A 22,594-nucleotide genomic window follows, 5' to 3' on the forward strand; every position below is an offset into this window, starting at 1 on the left:
TTATAATAATTAGAATTTAATTATTATAAGTTTGATTATTTATAAGGAAGGGATTAACATGAAAATTAAATTTTTGAATAAAACAATCATCACTTCATTAATAGCAACTGCTATTTTATTTAGTGGGTGTAGTGAGTCTAAGTCTAAAGCAGAAGTTGTTAAAGAAGATACAAGTGAAGATATAAAAGTACAGGTAAAAGAAGAGCCAAAAGTAGTTTATACAAAAAACGACGAAGTGGTGAATAAAGTATTTAAGGATATAGCTAAAATAGGACCCCAAGGCAAATATATGCTAATTGTATTTGGAACAAACACAGATCCTTATTCTGATAGATTAAAAGCAGATATCAAAAATACTCCTGAATTATCAGATATGATTACAAATAAATTATCAGCATTTTATTTAAAAGCCCATGAAAATAAAAGAGTAAAACTTTTCCATGAAGGTGATTATATGGATGTAGATACTAAGACTATGATTTCTATTTATGGTGTTACATCAACTCCAACTTTAATTTTTGCTGATAAAAAAGGTAAAGCTGTTATTGTTGTACCTGGTTATATGCCAGCACAACAGTTTGTAGAGACAATTAAATTTATGGAAAGTAAAAAATGGGAAGGGAAAGATAGAAAAAATGGTGAAGTATATGAAGCTTTAAGAGACCATTATATAGCAAATGGTATTAATGTAAAAAAGAAAGAGTCATAAAATGATAAAGAAACTATTAATAACAATTACCCTACTTTCATCTTTGGCTTTTGCCAATAATGTTTTAAAAACTGATACGAGGTTAGTTGCTCAAGGTAAAGCTGTAATGTTTATTTTTGAAAGTTCATCTTGTCCATATTGTGAAGTTTTAAAAAAAGATTTTAAAGAAAATAAAGAAATGGCCAAACTAGCAAAAGAGTTTAATATTTATTTAATAAACCAAGATAAAGAAGAAAACTTTATAGTAGGAAAAACAAAGAAAAAAGAGTCTACAACAACTTTAAGAATGGCTTTTAGAGCAAAAGCAACTCCAAATATAGTAATGTTTGATAAAAATTGGAATAGAATTTTCCAATTACCTGGATATGCTCATCCTGCCCAGATGATAACTTTTATGAAATTTATTAAAGGTTTACATGAAGGTAAATATACAACTAAAGATTGGCAAAAATATTTAAAAGATAATGGTGTATCTTAAATAAAGGCAAGTAATGAAATTTATTAAAATACTTATTTTCATTTTTTTAATACCTAATATAGCTTTTTCTAGTACTATTTGGCTAGAAGAAGCTCAAGAAAGAATGAATTGGCATGATGCTATGGCTTATTGTAAAGAAAGAAATGCGAAACTTCCTTCAAAAAAACTATTTATAAAACTTTGGCTTGAAAATAATAAAGCTTCTGATATAAAAGGTTTTGACTTATCTGTGTCTTATTGGACTAGAGATGAAGTAAAAAATAATAAACATGCAGCTTATCCTTTTTACTTTATGGAGGGTAGAGATACTTGGTATTATAAAGCTGATAAATATGGAGTTAGATGTATTAAATAAGAGTTTATTTGTTATAATCCTTTAAAAATTTTGAAGGTATAAAATGAGTAAAGTTATAGATATATTTAAAGAAATTACTGCAATCCCAAGATGTTCAAAAACTCATGAACCATTTATAAACTATATGAAAAACTTATCTCAAAACTTAGGTTTTGAGTGTCTTGTAGATAAATACAATAATATTTTATGTAAAAAATCCTCTTCTCAAGCAAAAATCGTATTTCAATCACACTACGATATTGTATGTTTAGAAGATAACTGCGTTCCACAAATAATACAAAATGATGATATTTTAAGTGCTAAAAACTCTACACTTGGTAGTGATAATGGTATTGGATGTTCATACATGATAAATCTTATGTATGAAGGAGTTGATGCTGAGTATTTATTTACATCAGATGAAGAGATAGGACTTATTGGTGCAAATAATTTAGAGCTTGAAATAAATGCCCCTTATATGCTTAATCTTGATAGCGAAGAAGAAGGTGAAGTTTGTATAGGTTGTGCAGGAGGAGTTGATATTTTTGCTATTAATTCAAATAAAAAAATTATCCCAAATACAGAAAATTTAGATTTATATGAGATTACAATAGGCAAATTACAAGGTGGGCATAGTGGAGTTGATATAGATAAGAATATACCAAATGCAATAAAATTAGTAGCACAAACAATCAAAGAAGCCAATGGAAAACTTTTAGATTTTAATGGTGGAGAAAGAATCAACTCAATTCCAGTAAATGCAAAAGCAATTATAGCTTGTAAAGAAGAACCCAAAGCAAGTCATGAAAATATGAAAATCACAAAAATAGATGCTCAAAGTGAACATTTAAGCGTATTTGATGATAAAATTATTGATTTTATATATGACTTTAAACAAGGTGTTATCTCAACAAACGAAGAATTAAAAGTTGTTCAAAATTCTATAAATATAGCAATTATTTCAACTACACTAGATAGTATCAAAATAGAATTTAGTGCAAGATCAATGGCAAACAATGAGTTAGCAGCAATAAAAGAAGAAACTATAAATATTTTAAATGAGCATGGATTTAGTGTAACTACTGATGGAAAATATCCAGCATGGAAACCTGATATTAACGAATTTACTTCAAAAGTTTTAGATATTTATCAAACTATTCAGCCAAAAGCTTCCCTTGAAGCTATTCATGCAGGTTTAGAATGTGCAATTTTTAAAGATAAATACCCACATTTAAAAGTAGCTTCTATTGGCCCTACTATTAACTTTCCTCATTCAAGAAAAGAACAAGTATCAATAAAATCAGTAGAAAATGTATATGAAGTTGTGAAAAAAATAGTTGATGAAGTTTATAAATAGTTTTACCACCAAGTGATAAAAAACTCTTCATATCTATCATCTTTTTTTAACCAAACTAAAGGAGATTTTTTCAAATCTAAAAAGATTTGAATTTCTTCTTGTATTTCCTCATAAGCTTTCCAAGCTTTATTTATTTTAGCTGATACAATCCAATCATATCTATGTGGTAAAAAATATTTGTACTTTTTAAAATTCTCTTGCTTTTTAAAGTCCTCAATATTTATATAAAAACCTTTTATACAAGCTTTGTTAATCAAAGAAACATCTACATGTTTTTTATAAGGTAAAAAGATATTTGCTTTAAAGCAAGTATTTTGATAAATATTTTTTAAATCTATATCATAAAGCATTTCCATTGTTTTTTCTTTAAAAAGTAATGGAAATTGTTTTGTTTTTAACTTATTTAATTTTTTAACTAAACTATCATCTCTATTAGGGCCTATATATCTATCTATTTCTTTTTCAAAGTTTTCATCATACAAATAAAATTTATATACAAGCTCTGTATGTAAAAAAGAATTTTTAACTTTATCAAATAAAATAAAGTCTATTTCACCTAAAGTATTTTTATCTTCAATTACTTGGATATTCTTGTGTATTAGGTTATAACGACTTGAATGTTTTATATACTCTTCAAAAAAATATTCAACTCTTTTTCCTAAAGGAAGCTTCTGTATAATCTCAAAATCTGCATAATTCTTATCTTTGTAAGATATCTCTTCAAAGATGAATTGCTCTATGTTTTCTAGCTTTGAAAATAAATCAGGAGTATTATAAAAACTCTCAAATTGTATTTTGATATTTGTTTTCATAAATTATGATTTATTTTTAGCCTTATTTATTTCTGTCATATATTTATATACCATGTAATCAAACATTTTTGAATTTTGATTTTTTTGAAAAAAGAAAAACATTTCTATAAATCTAAGTGACATTCTAAAAAATGCTGTAAAAGGCACTATGTAAGTGATAATCGTAGATTGTGTTCTGTATGGATAGTATTTATCCATTTGTTCTTTTAAATCTTTTAATATTAAACTTTCCTCTTGTAATTTATCACTGTTTTGACTACTAATAACTTTTATAGCCATAACAAAATTAATTAAAAACATTAAGGCATTTAAATTCCAGCCTAATATACATATATCAAGATAACTCATTTATTCTCCTAAACTTAATTGTAGCAAGTTATATCACAATTCTAAATAAGGCACCGTAATAACTCTTTTTTTCAAAGTCAAAATCAAGATTTTTTACTATAATTTCACCTTCCATGTGCTTAGTAATAATCTCTCTTGTCATAAACAACCCTATTCCTGTACCTTGACTTTGATGTTTTGTTGTAAAGTATGGTTCAAATATTTTTTCTTGAATATTTTGAGGTATACCACCTGCATTATCAACTATATCTAATACTACTTTATCATCATTTTTATATAAAGCTATTTTTATTATTTTTCTTTCATTTTGCATTTCTTTATTTAAAATCAAGGCATCTTTTGCATTATTAATTATATTAAGTAAAACTTGCATAAATTCATTTTTATAATTTTCTATAGTAATAGTATCATCAACTTGTCTAAAAATTTCTATGTCACTACTACTTAAACTCATTTCTATTAAGTCTATGGTTTTATTTATTAAAGAAGAGACATTAAAAACAGATTTTTCTTTATCTCTTTCAAAAAAGTTTTTAAAATCATCTATAGTATTAGACAAATAACTAGTTGTATTCATTATTTTTTGAAGGGATTCATCTAGTATCTCATCAGTTAAAGTATTAAACTCTTTTTGAAGTGTTATTCCACTTGTACAAGTAGAAATGACACTTAAAGGTTGTCTCCATTGATGAGCAATATTTTCAAGCATTTCTCCCATAGCTGCCATTTTTGATTGTTGAATTAAAAGTTTTTCTTTTTGAAGATTATCATCTTCATACTCTTTAAATTTTGTCAAATCATAAACATGAACAACAACGCTCTCAACAATATTGTTATTATAATAAGGTTCATAAAATACTTGTAAATAATGTTCTTTTTCATTTAGCTTAACATTTGTATTAAACTGTATTGCTTCACCTTCTAAAGCCTTATCAAATTTTTCTTTTACAATATTATTAAAGTACTCTTTCCCAAATACAAATGACATTTTTTTACCAACAAAATCTTCTTTTTTTATACCAAAAAATTTTGAATAGTAATCATTTACTTGTAAATATCTATAATCTTTATCAACTAAAGCTAAAAAACTTGAAGACTTTTCTAAAGCTTTATTGTAATAACCAATTAATTTTTCTCTTTGTTTTCGTAGTGTTAAGTCTTTTAACATTAATATTAAATAATTTTTATTTTCTGATTTAATTAAATTAAATACTATTTCAATTGGAGTCATTTTATTATTTTTATTTAATACAACATATTCTAAATCTTTAACTTTCTTATCTGTTAAAAGTTTTTTTATAGCACTTTCAAAAGAGGCTTTTATATCTATTTGAGTATCTTTGTGAAAGACTTCAAGATAATGTGTTTCATTGAAGTTTGTATTGTTTAAATTTAATAGTTTCTTTGCTTTTTCATTGATTTCAACTATTTTATTTGTATCAATATCAATAACTAAAATACTTACTTGTAGCTTTTCAAATAACTGTTTATAAAAAGTTATATTATTTATAGTTTCCATCAATAATCCCATTATTTATGATTTTATAAGCATTAATAATAATCATATCTATTTTAGTATAAAGCTTTGGTAAATATTTGTATTATTTTAACTAATAACTTTTAAATAAATATTTTTTAGGTAAAATACAAAAAAATTTTCAAAGAGATATAATGACTAAAAATGAATATGATTTAAATATTGAAAAACTTATAAAATGGGCTTATGCTTATTATGTAGAAGATAATCCAATCGCAACAGATGAAGAATATGATAAGTTATCAAGACTTTGTCTAGCTTTTGAACAAGAAAACCCTAAATTATCCCATCCAAATTCACCAAATAAAAGAGTTGGAGGTATGGTTTTAGAAGGTTTTGAAAAAGCAAAACATTTGACAAGAATGTGGTCACAAGAAGACGTATTTAACACAAAAGAGTTAGAAGACTGGATAAATAGAGCAAAAAAAGTAAATACGAATTTAGAGTTTTATTGTGAGCCAAAATTTGATGGGGCTAGTTTAAACCTTATTTATGAAAATGGATTTTTAAAACAAGCTATTACAAGAGGTGATGGAAGTATTGGAGAAGATGTTACTAATAATGTTAAAACCATTCACTCTATTCCACTTCAAATAGAAGAAAAATCACTTCTTGAAGTAAGAGGTGAGATTGTAATTAAAAAAGCAGACTTTGAAAAAATAAATGAATTAAGACTTAAAAATGAAGAAGCCCCTTTTGCTAATCCAAGAAACGCTGCTTCTGGAAGCTTAAGACAATTAGACCCAAGTATCACTGCCCAAAGAAAACTATTTTTTAATGTATGGGGTGTTGGAGAGAACTCTTTAGATTTTACTAAAAGTAGTGAACTTATGAATTATATTTATTCTCTTGGTTTTGTAAAACCTCCTTTACAAACTATAACTTCTACGGTTGAAGGGATAGAAGAGATTTATCATGAAATAATTAAACAAAGAGATAGTATTGAAATGATGCTTGATGGAATGGTTGTAAAAATAAATGATATAGAAACACAACAAGAGCTTGGATATACAGTAAAATTCCCTAGATGGTCTTGTGCTTATAAATTTCCAGCTGTTGAAAAAACTACAAAAATAAAAGATATTATTCAGCAAGTGGGAAGAACAGGAGTTATAACACCTGTAGCAGTTGTAGAACCAACTCATATTGATGGTAGTATGGTTGAAAGGGCTAGTTTACATAACTATGATGAAATACAAAGACTTGATTTAAGAATTAATGATGAAGTTATTATTATCAAAAGTGGTGATATTATCCCAAAAATTACTAAAGTATTTCATGATAGAAGAGATGGAACACAAGAAGAGATAAAAAGACCTACAAACTGTCCTAAATGTAATAGTGAACTTTTAGATGAAGGTACGCTAATTAAGTGTCAAAACTTAGATTGTCCAAGTATAGTTACAAACTCAATTATTTATTTTGCTTCAAAAAATTGTATGAATATTGATGGCCTAGGAATCAAAATAGTTGAACAACTTGTAAGAGAAAAGAAAATTTATGATATTTTAGATTTATACTCATTAAAGTATGAAAATTTAGCTGATTTAGAAGGATTTAAAGAGAAAAAAATCAACAATCTTTTAAATTCAATTAAAAACACTAAGGGGGTAGCACTTCATAGAGTTATCAATGCTTTAGGTATTGAACATATAGGAGAAGTTGCTTCTAAACAAATTTGTTTAGAATTTGGACTAAATGTAGTAAATATAAATGTTGATTCTTTAATTGCACTTGATGGTATTGGTGAGCAAATGGCAAAATCTTTTGTAGAGTTTATGCATATAAATAAAGAATTGGTTTTAAAACTTCTTGATATTATAGAACCAAAGGTAGAAGAGAAAGTAGAAATTGCTGAAAATCACTTCAAAGGAAAAACTGTAGTTCTTACAGGAACAATGAGTAGATCAAGAGGAGTTATCAAAAAAGAATTAGAAGCTCTTGGGGCTAAAGTGAGTTCTTCTGTATCTAAAAAAACTGATTATTTAATCTATGGTGAAGATGCAGGAAGTAAATACGATAAAGCTATTGATTTAAAAGTAGCAACTATCACAGAAGAACAAATGCAAGAAATGATTTAATGATTCTTCTTTAATAATTACTTAAATTGTGTTACATAAATTCACACTTCAAGTGATTAGATATAAGAAAATTTAAAGTTTCAATAGCAAAATGTTACTTTTTTCTATAGTTTTAAAAACTATAGAAAGAATTAACGAAATTGCTATGTTTATACTACGCTTTTGTTTTATAATAAATCAAAATTTAACAATAATAAATTATACAATGAGGTTACAATATGAGTGATGAAGTAAAAAGAGAAAAATCATTAACTATGACAATGTTAATGACTCCTGATAAAGCAAACTTTTCAGGGAAAAATGTACATGGTGGTGAGATTTTAAAAATGTTAGACCATGTAGCTTATGCTTGTGCAGCAAGATATACAGGAATGTATGCTGTAACATTATCGGTTGATATGGTTTTATTTAAAAATCCAATTAAAATAGGTTCTCTAGTTACTTTCCATGCATCAGTAAACTATACAGGTAGAACTTCTATGGAAATAGGAATTAAAGTTATTTCAGAAGATATTAAAGATCATACAATCAAAAACACAAATGTATGTTACTTTACAATGATTTCAGTTGATGAAAATGGTAAACCAACACCAGTACCAAAATTAGATTTACAAACAGAAGATGATAAAAGAAGATATAATGACGCTATAAAAAGAAGAGAAATTAGAATGGACTCAAGACACGCAAAATAAATATTTATTTTCTGTAAATAAAAAAGGGGATAGATTCTAAATCTATCCCCTTTTTTTATCTAATAACATATAGTTTAAAATCAAAAAAGACTATTTTTTAGCCTCTTTTGATTCAATATATTCTTCATAAGTTCCTTTAAAATCTACAATTGTTCCATCTTCTTGAATTTCAATAATTCTATTTGCATAAGCATCTAATAACTCTCTATCGTGAGATACACAAATTACAGAACCTGGATACTCAAGTAAACCTTCTCCTAATGCAATAATAGCTTCTAGGTCTAAATGGTTTGTAGGTTCATCTAAAACCATAAAGTTTGGTTGCTCTAACATAATTTTAGATAACCACATTCTATGTTTTTCTCCCCCCGAACAAGACTCAACTTTTTTCTCTTGTTCTTGACCATTAAATAGCATTCTACCTAAACAGTTTCTAATTTCATTAATATCAGCATCTCTATCAAATGATCTTAACCAATCATATAATGTAATATCACCAGAAATTAAATCTGTTGCATTTTGTGGGAAATAACCATTTTGAATAGTAGCTCCCCAGTGAATTTCTCCACTATTAGCTTCAATATTTTGAACAATAATTTCACATAATGTAGTTTTACCAATACCATTTGGTCCAATAAGAGCAATTTTGTCACCCTTCTCTACAGTAAATGATACATTATTTAATACTGTATGTCCATCATAAGACTTACAAATATCTTTAACACTTAATAACTCTTTACCAACTTCTCTTTTTTGTTTGAAGATAATTGATGGATCTCTTCTTGAAGAAATTTCAATAGCTCCCATATCTAACTTATCTAATTGTTTTTGTCTTGAAGTTGCTTGTTTTGCTTTAGAAGCATTTGCTGAGAATCTAGCGATGAATTTTTCTAATTCTTCTTTCTCTTTTTGTTTTTTATTCATATCTGTTTGAGCTTGTTTTGCTAAAACTGTAGAAGCAATATACCAATCATCGTAATTCCCAGTAAATTCTCTAATCTTTTTAAAATCAACATCTAAGATGTGAGTACAAACTGCATTTAAGAAGTGTCTATCGTGAGATATAACTACCATTGTACCATCATGGTGTTGTAACTGATTCTCTAACCAACCAATTGTTTCAATATCAAGGTTATTTGTAGGCTCATCAAGGAATAAAACATCAGGTTTTGGGTATAAAACTTGTGCTAATAAAACTTTAAATTTATCTCCCCCAGTTAAAGTACTCATTAAATCATTGTGTTGTGATGCAGGGAAACCTAAATCTTCTAAAATTTTTGTAATTTTTACATCATATTCATAAGTTGGATCTTCTTCAACACATACAATTTCTAACTCTGCTAGTCTATTGTTTACTTCATCTGTAAACTCAGGACTCATATATAACTCTTCTTTTTCTTTAATTGCGTTATATAATCTTTTATTTCCTAATAAAACTGTGTCAAATAATGAATACTCTTCATAAGCAAATTGGTTTTGTTCTAAAGTCCCAACTTTTTTACCATTTTGAACTTGTACTTCACCTTCTGTTGCATCTTCAATACCAGATAAAATTTTTAGAAAAGTAGTTTTACCAGCACCATTTGCACCAATAAGTCCATATCTTTTCCCCGTATCTAACTTAAGATTAATATCTTGAAAAAGTACTCTTGGTCCGAATGCTTTTTTTAAATTTACTATTTGTACCATATAAAATTAACTCCAAATCTTTAATATGTGGCGATTATATCTAATTAAAGCTGATGTATAATTTATACTACTTTATCTTTGCTATAAAATAAAAAATAATTTTTATTTTCATCATTAGTTTATTATAAAACTTTTGTTACAATGGTAATAATAACAAAATAAAAGAGCTAATTTATGAAAAATGTTTCTATCAAACTTAAACTAATAATTTTAATTAGTTTATCTCTGTTAATTTTAACTTCAACCCTAGGTATTATTTCAATCAAACAAATGAAAGACACACTAATTGAATCAAAATATGTTCAATTAACTGCTACGCGTGATTCTAAAATTAAACAACTTGAAGACGTATTTTCTTTGTACAAAAAACAAATATATCTTCTTGCTAATACTAGCTATACAAAAAGTATTACTAATACTTTTATTAGTATTCATGAAAAAATTGGTATAGATGAACATAGTAAGCTTTCAGTAAATAACGAGGAAGTATATAAACTTCTTCCTAGATGGGATAGTTTTTTTAAGAATTATACTAATACATACCCTTTTGATGACATTTATGTAATATCAGCTGATTTAGGACATGTACTATATACATTTGAAAAGAAAAATGATTATGGAACTAATTTAGAAAATGGTCCATACAGAAACTCTCCTTTAGCAAAAATATGGAACAAAGTTAAAAAATATAAAAGAGTCGTTTTTTATGATATGGAGAAATACGAACCAAATAATAATAAACCTACTATGTTTATAGCTGCTCCTGTATATATAAATAAAGTATTTAAATCTGTATTAGTATTTAAAATTGATACTGATAGTATTCAAAATATTATGAAATATAGAAGTGGATATGAACAATCCCATGAAGATTATTTAGTTGGTTCAGATTATTTAATGAGAAGTGATAGTTTTTTATCTCCTAAAACACACTCACTAGAAAACTCTTTTAGATTTCCTCAAAGTGGTAAAATAGATATAGAAGTTTCAAAAAAAGCTTTAAGAGGTGAAAGTGGAACAGAAATAGCTATAGATTATTTAGATAATGAAGTATTATCCTCTTATACTTATTTTGATATAGATGATGAGCTTAGATGGGCTGTTATTTCAGAGGTTAAACTATCTGATATTTTAAAAAAACCAAATGAATTAAGAAATACAGTAATTATTATTTCAATAATTTCAGTTTTAGTTGTTTTAACTTTACTTTACTTTGTAATTCAAAAGTATATTATAAGTTCATTAGATGAATTCCAAAATGGACTTTTAAACTTTTTTAAATTTTTAAATAGAGAATCATCAGAAGTAACACTGTTAAAAAGAGATTCAAATGATGAAATTGGAATTATGAGTGAAGCAGTAAATAAAGGTATAGAAAGAACAAAATTAAATATTGAAAAAAATGATATTGAAGTTTGGATAAAAGATGGTGTAACTCAATTAAATCAAATTCTTATGAACTTAAAATCAGTTAATGAAGTAAGTGATGAAGCAATTAAATTTATAAGTAAATATATAAATGCAGGTGTGGGTGTATTTTATTTTTATGAAGAAGACAAAAATAAGCTTCAACAATATGCAAGTTATGCTCATGTTGTAAGAGATGAACTTTCAACCTCTTTTGCTTTAAAAGAAGGTGTTGTAGGTCAAGTAGCATTCCAAAAAGAGCCAATATTACTTAAAAATATTAAAAAAGATACAAATTTAATTACAACAGGTACCATAACACAAGCCTCTTATAATACATATACATTTCCTTTAGTTTATAACGATGAATTATTTGGAGTTATTGAACTAGGCTCTTTTAATGAGTTTAATAAACAAACTTTACAATTTCTTGAAAATATCACGAAAGCAATTTGTATTTCACTTTCAACATCTATTCAGGCTAATAAGGTTCAAAAACTATTAGAGAACACTAGAATAGCAAATGATAGACTTGAAAAACAACAATTAGAACTTCAAGAAGCAAATGCTCAAATGGAAGAACAACAAGTTCAACTTGAAGAAGCAAACGCAAATATGGAAGAACAGCAACAGCAACTTGAAGAAGCAAATGCAAATATGGAAGAGCAACAACAACAGCTTAAGATATCTGAACAAAATCTTAAACTTCAAAATCAGCAACTTGAAGAAACAAAAAAAGAGATTGAAAAAAAAGCTGATGAATTATCAAAGTCAGGAAAGTATAAATCTGAATTTTTAGCAAATATGAGCCATGAATTAAGAACACCACTTAATTCAATAATTCTTTTATCATCACTTTTACAAAAAAACAGCAAAAAAACTTTAACAAATGATGATATCAAAAAAGCAAAAACAATTTTTGAATCAGGAAATGAACTATTAAGACTTATTAATGATATTTTAGATTTATCAAAAGTAGAATCTGGCAAAATGGAAGTTATTGTAGATAACTTTTCAAGTAAAGATTTATTAAGTCATTTAAAAGATACTTTTGATTTCACGGCAAAAGATAAAGGTTTAGATTTTAATATAGTAGATGAATATCAAAGTAGCATACAAAATGATAAAGATCGAATACTTCAAATCTTAAGAAATTTAATTTCAAATGCCTTCAAATTTACAAGTGAAGGTTCAATTACTGTAAAAATACAAGAACCTGAAGATAAAACAAAAGACTTTAAAATAAGTGTAATAGATACAGGAATTGGTATTGCTAAAAATAAACAAGAAGATATTTTTAAAGCCTTTACACAAGCAGATGGTGGTACAAGTAGACAATACGGAGGTACAGGGCTTGGATTATCTATTTCAAGAGAATTAGCAAAACTATTAGGTGGGAAAATATCTCTTAGCTCAAAAGAAGGTAAAGGAAGTACATTTAGTATTGAATTACCAAACTTAACATCTTCAAATGTAAATATTAATTTTGAAAGTGAAATAAAAGTTGAGTCTACGACTAAAACAAAAGCACTTAAATCTTCTTCTACATCAACAAAAATAGCAAATGATGATAGAGATATTATGACTGAAAAAGATTTTGCATATTTAATCATTGATGATGATATGGCATTTGCAGATATAGTTTATGATGAGATTAAAAAAGATAATAATTTTGCTTTAGTTGCTTATGATGGAACAAGTGGATTAGAACTTGTTAAAAACTATAATATTAAAGGTGTATTACTTGATTTAACACTTCCAGATATAGATGGGATTGATGTACTTAAAGAATTAAAATCTAAACCAGAAACGAAAAATATTCCAGTACATATAATCTCATCTAAAGATAAAAATAAAGAAACTTTAGAATTAGGAGCTATTGGTTATTTACAAAAACCTGTTTATGATGGAGATATTAATAATATTATTTCATCAATTGATTCTTTTCAAGAGAAAAAAATAAAAGACTTACTTATAGTAGAAGATGATAAAGTTCAAAGAGAAGCTTTGATAGAGCTTGTTGGAGAAGGTGTAAATATTAAAGGAGTTAAAACAGCTGCTGCTGCAATAGAAGAAGTAAAAAAAGAGCTTTATGATACAGTTGTTGTTGATTTAGGATTAATTGATGGAAGTGGTTATGAAGTTTGTGAATATATTAAAAATGCTCACCCTAATCTACCTATTATTATATATACAGGAAAAGATATTTCAAAAGAAGATAAGCTAAAACTTCAAGAATATAGCAATAGCATTATAATAAAAACTGCAAACTCAAATGAGAGAATATTAAATGAAATAAATCTATTTTTACATAGAAAAGAAGAGCCAGAAGAAAAAAATGATAAAATTTTTGATGCTATTAACTTAAAAGATACAAATATTTTAATTGTAGATGATGATATTAAAAATATTTTTGTTTTAGATGCAGCATTAAAAGAGTTTGATGCTAATACTTTTACAGCTTTTAATGGTCAAGAAGCTTTAGACTTTTTACATGAAAATCATAATATTGATTTGATTTTAATGGACATCATGATGCCAATAATGGATGGTTATGAAGCAATGGAAAAAATTAGAGAAGATGAAACTTTAAAACATATTCCAATTATAGCAGTAACAGCAAAAGCGATGAAAGAAGATAGAGAAAAGTGTATTAATCTTGGAGCTGATGATTATATGTCAAAACCTATTGATTTAAATGTTTTAGGTAATTTAATAAAAGTTTGGAGTACGAAAAAACATAAATGAATATAATAGCACATGAGCAAGATGATATTTTAAAAATAATTGTACAAAAAATTGAAAAAAAAGATTTAAAAGAGTTAGAAAACTATATAAAAAAAGATTATATCAAAATAGAAATTAGCTTTTTGAATATTCAGATTATTCCAAAAAGTTTAGTACTTTTATTGAAAGAACATATTCATAAGATTGATATTTTTACAAATGAATTAACTTTAAAAACATATTTAATAAATCTTGGATTTACTTTGAACTTTAAAGATAATTATAACAATAAACCAAAAAAATTAAATCTTCAATATATTGCTATTGGTGGAAGTGCTGGAAGTTTATCAAAGTTTATTGAAATAATAAAAAATCTTCCAAAATCTGAAGTTTCTATATTTATTATTATGCATCAAAAAGCTGACAATAAAAGCATTTTAAGTAATATTTTACAAAAATATACAAGTAATTATAAAGTAGTTGAAGCAAAATCAGATATGAGAATTGAAGCAAATACAATTTATACAGCCCCTGCTGGAAAACATCTAATTGTTGCAGGAAATTTTATTTTCTTAACTGATGAAGTAAAAAGAAATTTCTCAAGGCCTTCTATTAGTACTACTTATGAAGCTTTATCAAATGAATATAAAAATAGTTTTTTAGCTATCTTAGTTTGTGGATACGGTGCAGATGGAACAGATAGTTTAAAACTTTTAAATCAAAATGGTTCAACTATTCTAATAGAAGACCCTAATGAATGTGAAGCAAAAGCAATGCTAGAAAATGCTATTTCAACAAAACTCTATGATGAAGTATTATCACTAGATGAAATAATAAAATATATTAAATTTAATTTAGATGATGATTTTTTTGAAAAAAAAGATATAGAAAATTTCTTGGAAAAAATATATGTAAAATACGGTTATGACTATACAGGATATAATTATAACCATATAAAAAGAAGAATACATCTTTTTTATTCAAATTTAAAACCTAAAGACTTTAAAGAGTTTGAAAAAATAGTTTTAAATAATAAAAGTATTTTTAAAGATTTATTTTTAAATATTTCTGTTAATATTACAACTTTCTATAGAAACCCTGAAGTTTTTAAAATACTTAGAAATGAAATTTTACCAAAACTAGATAGTTATTTAGATATTAAGATTTGGTGTGCTGGCTGTAGTAGTGGAGAAGAACCCTACTCTATTGCTATATTTTTAAAAGAGTTAGGATTATTAGATAGAAGTTTAATTTATGCAACAGATTTAAATGAAATAATATTAGAAAATGCAAAAAATGGCTTATTTTCTAAAGAGAACTATAATAGTTTTTTAAAAAATTACTATAAAGCAGGTGGAAATCAAAGTTTTAGTAAATATTTCAATGATTATAGTAATTTTGTAGAGATAAAAGAAGAGATTAAAGATAAAATACTATTTTTTAAACATAATTTAGCATTAGATTCAAAATTAAATGAATTTCAATTAATTTTTTGTCGTAATGTGATTATTTATTTTGATACCAAACTAAAAAATAAAATATTTGATTTATTTAAAGAATCTTTGGATTCTTATGGTTTTTTAGTTTTGGGAGAGAGTGAATCTTTAAATAATAATGATAAATACATAACCATAGATGAAAAATATAAGATATATAAGAGGAAAATATGAAAGAAGAAATAACAGTATTAGTAGTAGATGATGTAGAAGCAAATAGAGTGTCTTTACAATACTTAATTGATGAATATTTAAAAAATATTAATTTGCTTTTAGCTCCAAGTGGAGAAGATGCTTTAAAAATCACGTATAAAACGAACGTTGATATTATAATACTAGATATCCAAATGCCAGGGCTAGATGGTTTTGATACAGCTAAATATCTTAAATCTAATCCAAAAACGCAAAATATTCCTATTATATTTCTAACTGCTGCTTTTAAAGAAGAAGAGTTCAAGCAAAAAGGCTTTGAAATAGGTGCTATTGATTATTTAACTAAACCTATCGATAATCATCAGTTTGTAAATAAGTTAAAATTATATTTAGAAATTATAATCAAAAATAAACAACTTCAAGCAGTAAATGATAATTTATATCAAGCTTTACAAAAAGAAATTGAATTAAATGAAAAAATTGAAAAACAACAATTAGAATTAGTTGAACAAAGTAAAATGGCTGCTTTAGGTGAAATGATTGGAAATATAGCTCATCAATGGAGACAACCTTTATCAGTGATTTCTACGTGTGCTTCTGGTATGCATTTAAATCTTGATTTAAAAATTCTTAAAGAAGAGGATTTCAAAAAAAATATCAATATGATAATAAAAACAACACAAGATTTATCAAATACTATTGAAACTTTTAGAGATTATACAAATAAAGAAAAACTTATGAGTTTTAATTTATCAAATACTATAAAAAAATGTATTGATTCAGAAGACTATATCCTAGCAAAAAATAATATTTCTGTAATATGTGATTTAGATGATAATATTGTTATAGAAAATTTACCTAATAGTTTATTTCAAGCTATAGTAAATATTATTAGAAATGCAAATGAAGCTTTATTAAAAACAGATATGCAAAAATATATTTTTATTGAGACAAAAGAAATTGAAAATCAAAGAGTTCAAATTTGTATTAAAGATAATGCAGGTGGAATTAAAACAGAATTTATAAATAAAATTTTTGAGCCATATTTCACAACAAAACATAAAGCTCATGGAATTGGATTAGGATTAAATGTTGTATATAAAATTATTAATGACTCAATGGGTGGAAAAATAAGAGTAAAAAATACTAGATTTAAATATCTTGAAAATGAGTATGAAGGAGCTATGTTTACAATAAATTTACCTAAATCATTTTAATTATTTAATTTGACATCTTTGTAATACTATTTAATATTATAATATAAATAAAACAAAGAGGTTTAATGCACAAAATAAATTATAAAAGAACATATTTAATAATATACTTTTTAACTGTAATTGTTTTAATATTCGCTGTTACATATATTTTTGAAATAAAAGACAAAATGAATGTTAATAAAATATCTTCTGATAAATTTGAAGAAAAGTTTAAAAGTCATGAAACATCTATTTATAATTTTTTTGAAACCTACAAAGATACCTTAAATGCTTTAGCAAGAAATAAAACTCTTCAAGATTATATAAACTATTCTAAAAGTAAAAAAGAAGTACAAGAGCTTTTTTTAACATTAAATGATTCTTTAAAATATAGCTTTCAATTAAGATATATAAACAAAAATGGTTTAGAAAAAATAAAAGTTGATAAAGATATTAATTCAAGCCTAAAAGCTACTTCAAAAATTATAACTGATGATCTTTTACAAGATAAGTCTAAAAGAAAATATGTTCAAAAATTTCTGGATATACAAAATAATGATATAGTTATGTCAGATATAAATTTACAAAAAGAGTTTGGGAAAATTATAGAGCCTAAAATACCTACAATAAGACTAGCAACATCTGTTTATACTAAAGATGGCAAAAAAAGTGGTTTTATAGTATTAAATATACAATTAAGTAGTTTTTTTCAAAACCTACAAAAAAGTACACTATACAATATCTACTTAGTTGATAACAAAAATCGATTTATTACACATCCAAATAAAAAGTATGGAATCACAAGTGATAATTTTGATATATATTTATTAAAAAATGAAATTGGAGAAAAACAAGCTAAATTGGCTTTGTCAAAAACAACGATAAATAATAAAGATTTTTTTATTAAAGATTTAAATAGTACTATTTTAGACCAAAAAATAAGAGTTTTATTTACACCTAAATTTAAAAATCTACAAATAGAACAAGAAGAGAGTCAATTATCAATCTATGTCATATTACTTATAGCAGCAGTTTTATTTTTACCTGTAATATTTTATTTTGCAAGTATTCCTGATTTACTTAGAGGGAAAATTAGAAAACAATCCATAACAGATAGTTTAACATCTCTTCCAAATAAAGAAAAACTATTTCAAGACTTATCTTCAAATAAAAGAGTTCAAAAAAGAATAGTTATTCTTTTACATATTGATAGTTACAATAGAATTCATGATGCTTATGGATATAAAGTAGCAGAAGAGTTAATCAAAGAGTGTTCTTTGTTTTTAAGTAAATTTAAATATAAAAACTCATTTTATAAACTATATAGAATTTCAAAAAATTGCTTTGCTTTTACTTATGATTTTAAAAGAAAAGAAGATTTACTTAGTGTTTTAGATCATTTACATTATTCAATAGAAAATCAATCCTTTAAAGTATTGAATAATAATTTTGAGGTTTTAACAAATGCAACAATATCAATAAGTAATATAGAAGCTCCTAATAATACAATAGAAGATTTAAAAGAAGCAGAAGTTGCATTAAGTGATGCTTTAACAAGAAAAATAGATATAAATATTTTTAATAATGAAAACAAAAAGAATATTGAAATTAATAAGAAAAATATCTTAACAGTAAATCAAATTAAAAAAGCAATTGAAACAGATAATGTTATAATCCAGTTTCAAGCTATTTATAACAATCGAAAAGATTGTATTGATAAATATGAGACATTAATAAGACTAAAAGTTGATAATAAACTACTTTATCCAGGTGAATTTTTAGATATAGCAAAAGAAATAAAAAAGTATAAAAAACTTACAATGATAGTTATAGATAAGGCTTTTGAGTATTTCAAGGATAAAAAAGATGTGAGTTTTTCAATCAATTTAAGTATAGAAGATATTTCCTGTCAAGATATAAGAAAACACTTATTTAAACAAATGCAAAAATATAATATTAATGATAGATTAGTCTTAGAAATTGTAGAAACAGAAACTATAAATAATTATGAAAACTTTTTATTTTTTATAAAAAAAGCAAAAGCTCATGGTTGTAAAATTGCTATTGATGACTTTGGAAGTGGTTATTCAAATTATGAATATATTGTAAAATTAAGTGATTATATTGATTTTTTAAAAATTGATGGTTCTTTAATTATTGGCTTAGATGAGAATCCAAAAAGACAATTATTAGTAGGAACTTTAAAGTTTTTATGTGATAGTTTAAATATCCAGACAATAGCAGAGTATGTGGAAAGCCAAGAGCTATTTGATTATGTAAAATCAATGGGAATTCACTATTCACAAGGCTATTATATTGGCAAAGCAGAAGATGGAATTAAAGTAGCATAATACTTATAATTCCACTTCAAATGCCATTTTTAAGACATCGCTCTCAGTTAAATCTTCTTTGCTTCTTGGTTTAGGGTTTTTGATTTGAAGAACTTTATGTTTTATTTCATCTAAATGGTACTTTTCAAGATTTTTAATTAAAGTATCATTTATCATCTCTTTTTTTAAACTATTTGATTCAATAAGTCTTGAAATAGCATTTCTTAAATTTACTTTTGTTTTTTCGTATACTCTTTCTTCTTCTGTTAATGTTACGTAAACTTTATCTAAATATTCTGCAATACCCTCTCCTGGATACTTATATGTTGTAACCGAATTATAAACATATTTTTGTGCTTTTACATTTGGGATAAAAACACCTGTAAAAATAGAGCCTTGAACATTATTTATTCCATCTAAGTCTCTTAATGGATTATGAGAACAAATATAATCCTCTTTTACCAAAGATGGTGAAAACTTTAAAGAATCAATATTATTTTTCAAAATAATAAAACTTCCACTAACTTGTTTTGGCCCACCTTTTAAAGATGAAAGTTCATTTTTAAAAGCTAAAAAGTCACCATGAACTATTTTAGGACAACCCTCAAGTGAAATTAGTTCATTATTACTTATATCAAAGTCCCCTTCTACTTCGTTAAAACTAAGTGGAAGTTTTGAAAGATTAGCTAGTTTGTCAGATAGTTTTACACTTCCTTTTACATTTACAGAGTTATTTGGCAAAATTTCAAAGTTTTTAATATCATGCTTACTTAACCATCTACTAATATCTTCTTTATTACATAAAGCCACTATAGGTTTATATACATGAGAAACAACATCTTTGCCTTTATATTTCCAAATCTTTTCTTCTTCATTGTAACTATTAGCAAGTTTGTTTAATCTAATATCAGTTTGTACATCCCATCCAATAGTATCAGCAATACCATCAAGGCTTTTTAGAAGGTTGCCATTACAAATATAATCTTGAACAACAGTAATAGGCCCTCCATTTAACTCTTTTATATAATTGTGTGAACAATCAAAATACGCATCTATATATTTAGGCCCACCTTTTAAAGACTCTATTTTATTGTATTCACATCTAAAATAGCCTTTTATTGTTCTTGGGCTTCCTTTTATAGAAGTCAATTGATTGTTTGAGCAATTAAAAAAACCTATTACTTCTTTAGGACAGTAAGAAAGAGATGTTAACTTATTGTGAGAACAATCAAAATCTCCAACTCTTATAGGAGCTCCTAATAAAGAATCTAACTCATTCTTTGAACAATTAAAATCTTTTCCAACTTTTTCTGGGCAACCTTCTAAACTCTCTAAAGAGTTATTACTTATATCAAAATAGCCATTTACTAATTTAAACTTTACAGGAAGTGTTTTCTCTTTTATTTTTTCATTTAAATTCACACTACCATGAACAGTAATATATAAATCTTCTGAAATAGTATAATTCTCAATTGAGTGTTCTTCTAACCAGCTCTCAACTGCAGATAAACTTGTCATTTTCAACCTTTTATTATATATATTAAATTTTAGTTTTTATTTGCTTTAGTTTTTATTAGATTGCCTATTTTTAGGCATAAAGATAAGTTATTTAATCAAAAAGAGCTTTTTACTCTTTTTGAAATGATTATTGTTTCTTTTCTGGTCTATAAACTTTAATATTATTTAAGTTTTCTGAATCTCTTAAAAATTGTGCATGTAATTGGCTTAAGATACCTTTATCACAATAAAAAAGATACTCTTTATCTTGAGGAAGTTTTCTAAACTCAGATTTTAGTTTATAAAATGGTATTTTTAGTGTTTGGACACTTGTGCTTATACAATCATCACCTTGTCTTATATCAATCACCGTATAATCGCCTGTAGATAAATCAGTAACAACATCAATTTGTCCTATTTCATTTACATCATCTGCTATTTCATCTACATTTACAACTACAGCATCTTGCACTGCTTTATCTAGTACTTCATAATTAAAAGCCTTAGCTTCTTTTTCCATTCTATCAAAAGAACCATGTGTAACTGGACTTTTTGAAATAACACCACAATACTCAGGCATTGTTTCAGCAAATCTTTTTGTACCAATTTTAGTTGCTATTTCTATAATTTCTGGTTTATTCATTGTAGATAAAGGTCTTAAAATTAATTTATTTGAAACTTTATCAATTAAAGCTAAATTTCTTAAGGTTTGACTTGAAACCTGTGCTACACTCTCACCTGTCAATAAAGCATCTATTTTCATTTCATCAGCTATTTTTTCAGCTGCCATAACCATAAGTCTTTTTAATGTAACTCCCATATATGGTTCACTTGTAGATTTAAAAATCTCTGTTACAACATCGTCAAAAGGTACAGAAGTAAAACTTACTCTATGAGAAGAACCAAACTTATTCCATAAATAATAAGCAACCTGTTTAACACCTATTTCATGTGCAATTCCACCAAGATTAAAGAAGATAAAGTGTGTTTTAATTCCTCTTTTCATAGTAAGATATGAGGCAACTGTTGAATCAAAACCACCAGACATCAATGATAAAATAGAGTTTTGAGTTCCTATAGGGAAACCTGATAAACCTCTATACTTCTTAGTAACTATATTTAATTGATTATGTACAAGCTCAATGTTAATTGTAACTTCTGCATTCTTTAAATCAACACCTTTAGTTTCATTATGTGCTAACATATATCCACCAACAGTTTGTTCAATATCTGTTGACTTAAAATCGTGCGTACCACTTCTTTTTGCTCTAACTACAAAAGTTTTATTTTGAATTTCATGGGAAGTAAGTTTGTTTACTTTTTCTTTTATTTCATCTAAAGTTTTTACATTTTCAAACTGTAATACTTCCAGTATTAGCTCTATACCTGGTGTATCTTTTAGTTTCTCTCTTACTTGTTGTATTAAACTATTATCACAAGTGATTTCCATCTTATCAGAAAATTTTTTTACTGTGATTTTTTCATCTATATTATGTAGTACTGTTTGTAAATTATTATAAAGCTGTCCAACCATTTGTCTTTTAGCTTTTGATCCTTTTACCATAATTTCAGGAAAGAATTTTACAACAAATTTTTGTGTCTTATCTTGCGACATTTCCATTATTTAAATACCTTATGTTTTATATAAACGCAATTATAACATAAGAGTTTTAAGTTTACTGTAGAGTTAAAAAGAATAAATAAGGTAGATATAGTATTTAAAAACTATCTACCTTATTAAAGTTTTTGTA

Annotated in this window: 16 protein-coding genes; 10 read left to right on the forward strand and 6 right to left on the reverse strand. The window is 25.6% G+C overall.

Translation table 11 applies throughout. From position 1 onward, the window contains the following. Positions 1–58 precede the first annotated feature (58 nt). The 4 genes from ACH5BH_RS02665 to ACH5BH_RS02680 are packed head-to-tail and all read left to right on the forward strand — an operon-like array spanning position 59 to position 2,878. Positions 59–709: a thioredoxin family protein gene (locus tag ACH5BH_RS02665; RefSeq protein ID WP_404303977.1), complete on the forward strand. Its 651-nt coding sequence runs from the start codon at positions 59–61 to the stop codon at positions 707–709. A 1-nt stretch (position 710) separates the two neighbouring features. Then, positions 711–1,187, forward strand: a complete 477-nt coding sequence (locus ACH5BH_RS02670) for a thioredoxin family protein (protein ID WP_404303975.1) — start codon at positions 711–713, stop codon at positions 1,185–1,187. A 13-nt stretch (positions 1,188–1,200) separates the two neighbouring features. Then, positions 1,201–1,542, forward strand: coding sequence for a DUF8780 domain-containing protein (locus ACH5BH_RS02675; RefSeq protein ID WP_423297352.1), 342 nt, complete (start codon positions 1,201–1,203; stop codon positions 1,540–1,542). A 43-nt stretch (positions 1,543–1,585) separates the two neighbouring features. Beyond that, positions 1,586–2,878 carry a zinc-binding metallopeptidase family protein gene (locus tag ACH5BH_RS02680; protein ID WP_404303973.1) on the forward strand — a complete coding sequence of 431 codons (1,293 nt, stop codon included), beginning with the start codon at positions 1,586–1,588 and terminating at the stop codon, positions 2,876–2,878. Between the two features lie 2 nt (positions 2,879–2,880). Here the strand turns inward: ACH5BH_RS02680 and ACH5BH_RS02685 are convergent, their stop codons facing one another. Genes ACH5BH_RS02685 through ACH5BH_RS02695 form a run of 3 tightly spaced genes read right to left on the reverse strand, consistent with a single transcriptional unit; the run spans position 2,881 to position 5,557 of the window. Then, entirely contained in the window at positions 2,881–3,690 is an 810-nt protein-coding gene (locus ACH5BH_RS02685) for a DUF1853 family protein (RefSeq protein WP_423297353.1), read from the reverse strand. A gap of 3 nt (positions 3,691–3,693) precedes the next feature. Further along, positions 3,694–4,038: a hypothetical protein gene (locus ACH5BH_RS02690; protein ID WP_404303970.1), complete on the reverse strand. Its 345-nt coding sequence runs from the start codon at positions 4,036–4,038 to the stop codon at positions 3,694–3,696. Positions 4,039–4,066: 28 nt separating this feature from the next. Continuing rightward, positions 4,067–5,557 (reverse strand): sensor histidine kinase, encoded by a 1,491-nt coding sequence (locus ACH5BH_RS02695; RefSeq protein ID WP_404303969.1) that lies wholly within the window; start codon positions 5,555–5,557, stop codon positions 4,067–4,069. A gap of 152 nt (positions 5,558–5,709) precedes the next feature. Between ACH5BH_RS02695 and ligA the strand changes: the two genes are divergently transcribed. Together ligA and ACH5BH_RS02705 are read left to right on the forward strand one after the other, a co-directional pair. Then, on the forward strand, positions 5,710–7,656 hold the full coding sequence (gene ligA, locus ACH5BH_RS02700; RefSeq protein ID WP_423297354.1) for an NAD-dependent DNA ligase LigA: 1,947 nt from the start codon (positions 5,710–5,712) through the stop codon (positions 7,654–7,656). Between the two features lie 218 nt (positions 7,657–7,874). Continuing rightward, positions 7,875–8,348 carry an acyl-CoA thioesterase gene (locus ACH5BH_RS02705; RefSeq protein WP_404303965.1) on the forward strand — a complete coding sequence of 158 codons (474 nt, stop codon included), beginning with the start codon at positions 7,875–7,877 and terminating at the stop codon, positions 8,346–8,348. Positions 8,349–8,438: 90 nt separating this feature from the next. Here the strand turns inward: ACH5BH_RS02705 and ACH5BH_RS02710 are convergent, their stop codons facing one another. Then, complete coding sequence (locus ACH5BH_RS02710; protein ID WP_423297355.1) at positions 8,439–10,037, reverse strand: ABC-F family ATP-binding cassette domain-containing protein; 1,599 nt, start codon at positions 10,035–10,037, stop codon at positions 8,439–8,441. A gap of 174 nt (positions 10,038–10,211) precedes the next feature. Between ACH5BH_RS02710 and ACH5BH_RS02715 the strand changes: the two genes are divergently transcribed. The 4 genes from ACH5BH_RS02715 (at position 10,212) to ACH5BH_RS02730 (ending at position 19,367) form a co-directional block, all read left to right on the forward strand. Then, the gene (locus tag ACH5BH_RS02715; RefSeq protein WP_423297356.1) at positions 10,212–14,192 is read left to right on the forward strand and encodes a response regulator; all 3,981 of its coding nucleotides are present in this window, start codon (positions 10,212–10,214) and stop codon (positions 14,190–14,192) included. Beyond that, positions 14,189–15,841, forward strand: a complete 1,653-nt coding sequence (locus ACH5BH_RS02720) for a CheR family methyltransferase (protein WP_423297357.1) — start codon at positions 14,189–14,191, stop codon at positions 15,839–15,841. The genes ACH5BH_RS02715 and ACH5BH_RS02720 overlap by 4 nt, the downstream gene beginning before the upstream one ends. Beyond that, the gene (locus tag ACH5BH_RS02725; protein WP_423297358.1) at positions 15,838–17,037 is read left to right on the forward strand and encodes a response regulator; all 1,200 of its coding nucleotides are present in this window, start codon (positions 15,838–15,840) and stop codon (positions 17,035–17,037) included. Before ACH5BH_RS02720 ends, ACH5BH_RS02725 begins: the two co-directional genes overlap by 4 nt. Before the next feature lie 65 nt (positions 17,038–17,102). Continuing rightward, positions 17,103–19,367, forward strand: coding sequence for an EAL domain-containing protein (locus ACH5BH_RS02730; RefSeq protein WP_423297359.1), 2,265 nt, complete (start codon positions 17,103–17,105; stop codon positions 19,365–19,367). A gap of 3 nt (positions 19,368–19,370) precedes the next feature. Here ACH5BH_RS02730 and ACH5BH_RS02735 read toward each other — a convergent pair whose 3' ends face one another. Both ACH5BH_RS02735 and thiI read right to left on the reverse strand, forming a co-directional pair. Continuing rightward, entirely contained in the window at positions 19,371–20,864 is a 1,494-nt protein-coding gene (locus ACH5BH_RS02735) for a hypothetical protein (RefSeq protein WP_404303955.1), read from the reverse strand. Between the two features lie 127 nt (positions 20,865–20,991). Further along, entirely contained in the window at positions 20,992–22,464 is a 1,473-nt protein-coding gene (thiI, locus tag ACH5BH_RS02740; RefSeq protein ID WP_404303954.1) for a tRNA uracil 4-sulfurtransferase ThiI, read from the reverse strand. Positions 22,465–22,594: the final 130 nt, after the last annotated feature.

It is taken from the genome of Arcobacter rhizosphaerae (assembly GCF_049472155.1).
Taxonomy (GTDB): Bacteria; Campylobacterota; Campylobacteria; order Campylobacterales; family Arcobacteraceae; genus Arcobacter_B.

Excerpts from the sequence above, each read along its gene's own strand:
- ACH5BH_RS02730 (WP_423297359.1), top strand. The coding sequence starts at position 17,103 with ATGCACAAAATAAATTATAAAAGAACATATTTAATAATATACTTTTTA.
- ACH5BH_RS02715 (WP_423297356.1), top strand. The coding sequence starts at position 10,212 with ATGAAAAATGTTTCTATCAAACTTAAACTAATAATTTTAATTAGTTTA.
- ACH5BH_RS02685 (WP_423297353.1), bottom strand. The coding sequence starts at position 3,690 with ATGAAAACAAATATCAAAATACAATTTGAGAGTTTTTATAATACTCCT.
- ACH5BH_RS02675 (WP_423297352.1), top strand. The coding sequence starts at position 1,201 with ATGAAATTTATTAAAATACTTATTTTCATTTTTTTAATACCTAATATA.
- ACH5BH_RS02695 (WP_404303969.1), bottom strand. The coding sequence starts at position 5,557 with ATGGAAACTATAAATAATATAACTTTTTATAAACAGTTATTTGAAAAG.
- ACH5BH_RS02690 (WP_404303970.1), bottom strand. The coding sequence starts at position 4,038 with ATGAGTTATCTTGATATATGTATATTAGGCTGGAATTTAAATGCCTTA.
- ACH5BH_RS02735 (WP_404303955.1), bottom strand. The coding sequence starts at position 20,864 with ATGACAAGTTTATCTGCAGTTGAGAGCTGGTTAGAAGAACACTCAATT.
- ACH5BH_RS02720 (WP_423297357.1), top strand. The coding sequence starts at position 14,189 with ATGAATATAATAGCACATGAGCAAGATGATATTTTAAAAATAATTGTA.
- ACH5BH_RS02710 (WP_423297355.1), bottom strand. The coding sequence starts at position 10,037 with ATGGTACAAATAGTAAATTTAAAAAAAGCATTCGGACCAAGAGTACTT.
- ligA (WP_423297354.1), top strand. The coding sequence starts at position 5,710 with ATGACTAAAAATGAATATGATTTAAATATTGAAAAACTTATAAAATGG.
- ACH5BH_RS02665 (WP_404303977.1), top strand. The coding sequence starts at position 59 with ATGAAAATTAAATTTTTGAATAAAACAATCATCACTTCATTAATAGCA.
- thiI (WP_404303954.1), bottom strand. The coding sequence starts at position 22,464 with ATGGAAATGTCGCAAGATAAGACACAAAAATTTGTTGTAAAATTCTTT.
- ACH5BH_RS02680 (WP_404303973.1), top strand. The coding sequence starts at position 1,586 with ATGAGTAAAGTTATAGATATATTTAAAGAAATTACTGCAATCCCAAGA.
- ACH5BH_RS02670 (WP_404303975.1), top strand. The coding sequence starts at position 711 with ATGATAAAGAAACTATTAATAACAATTACCCTACTTTCATCTTTGGCT.
- ACH5BH_RS02725 (WP_423297358.1), top strand. The coding sequence starts at position 15,838 with ATGAAAGAAGAAATAACAGTATTAGTAGTAGATGATGTAGAAGCAAAT.
- ACH5BH_RS02705 (WP_404303965.1), top strand. The coding sequence starts at position 7,875 with ATGAGTGATGAAGTAAAAAGAGAAAAATCATTAACTATGACAATGTTA.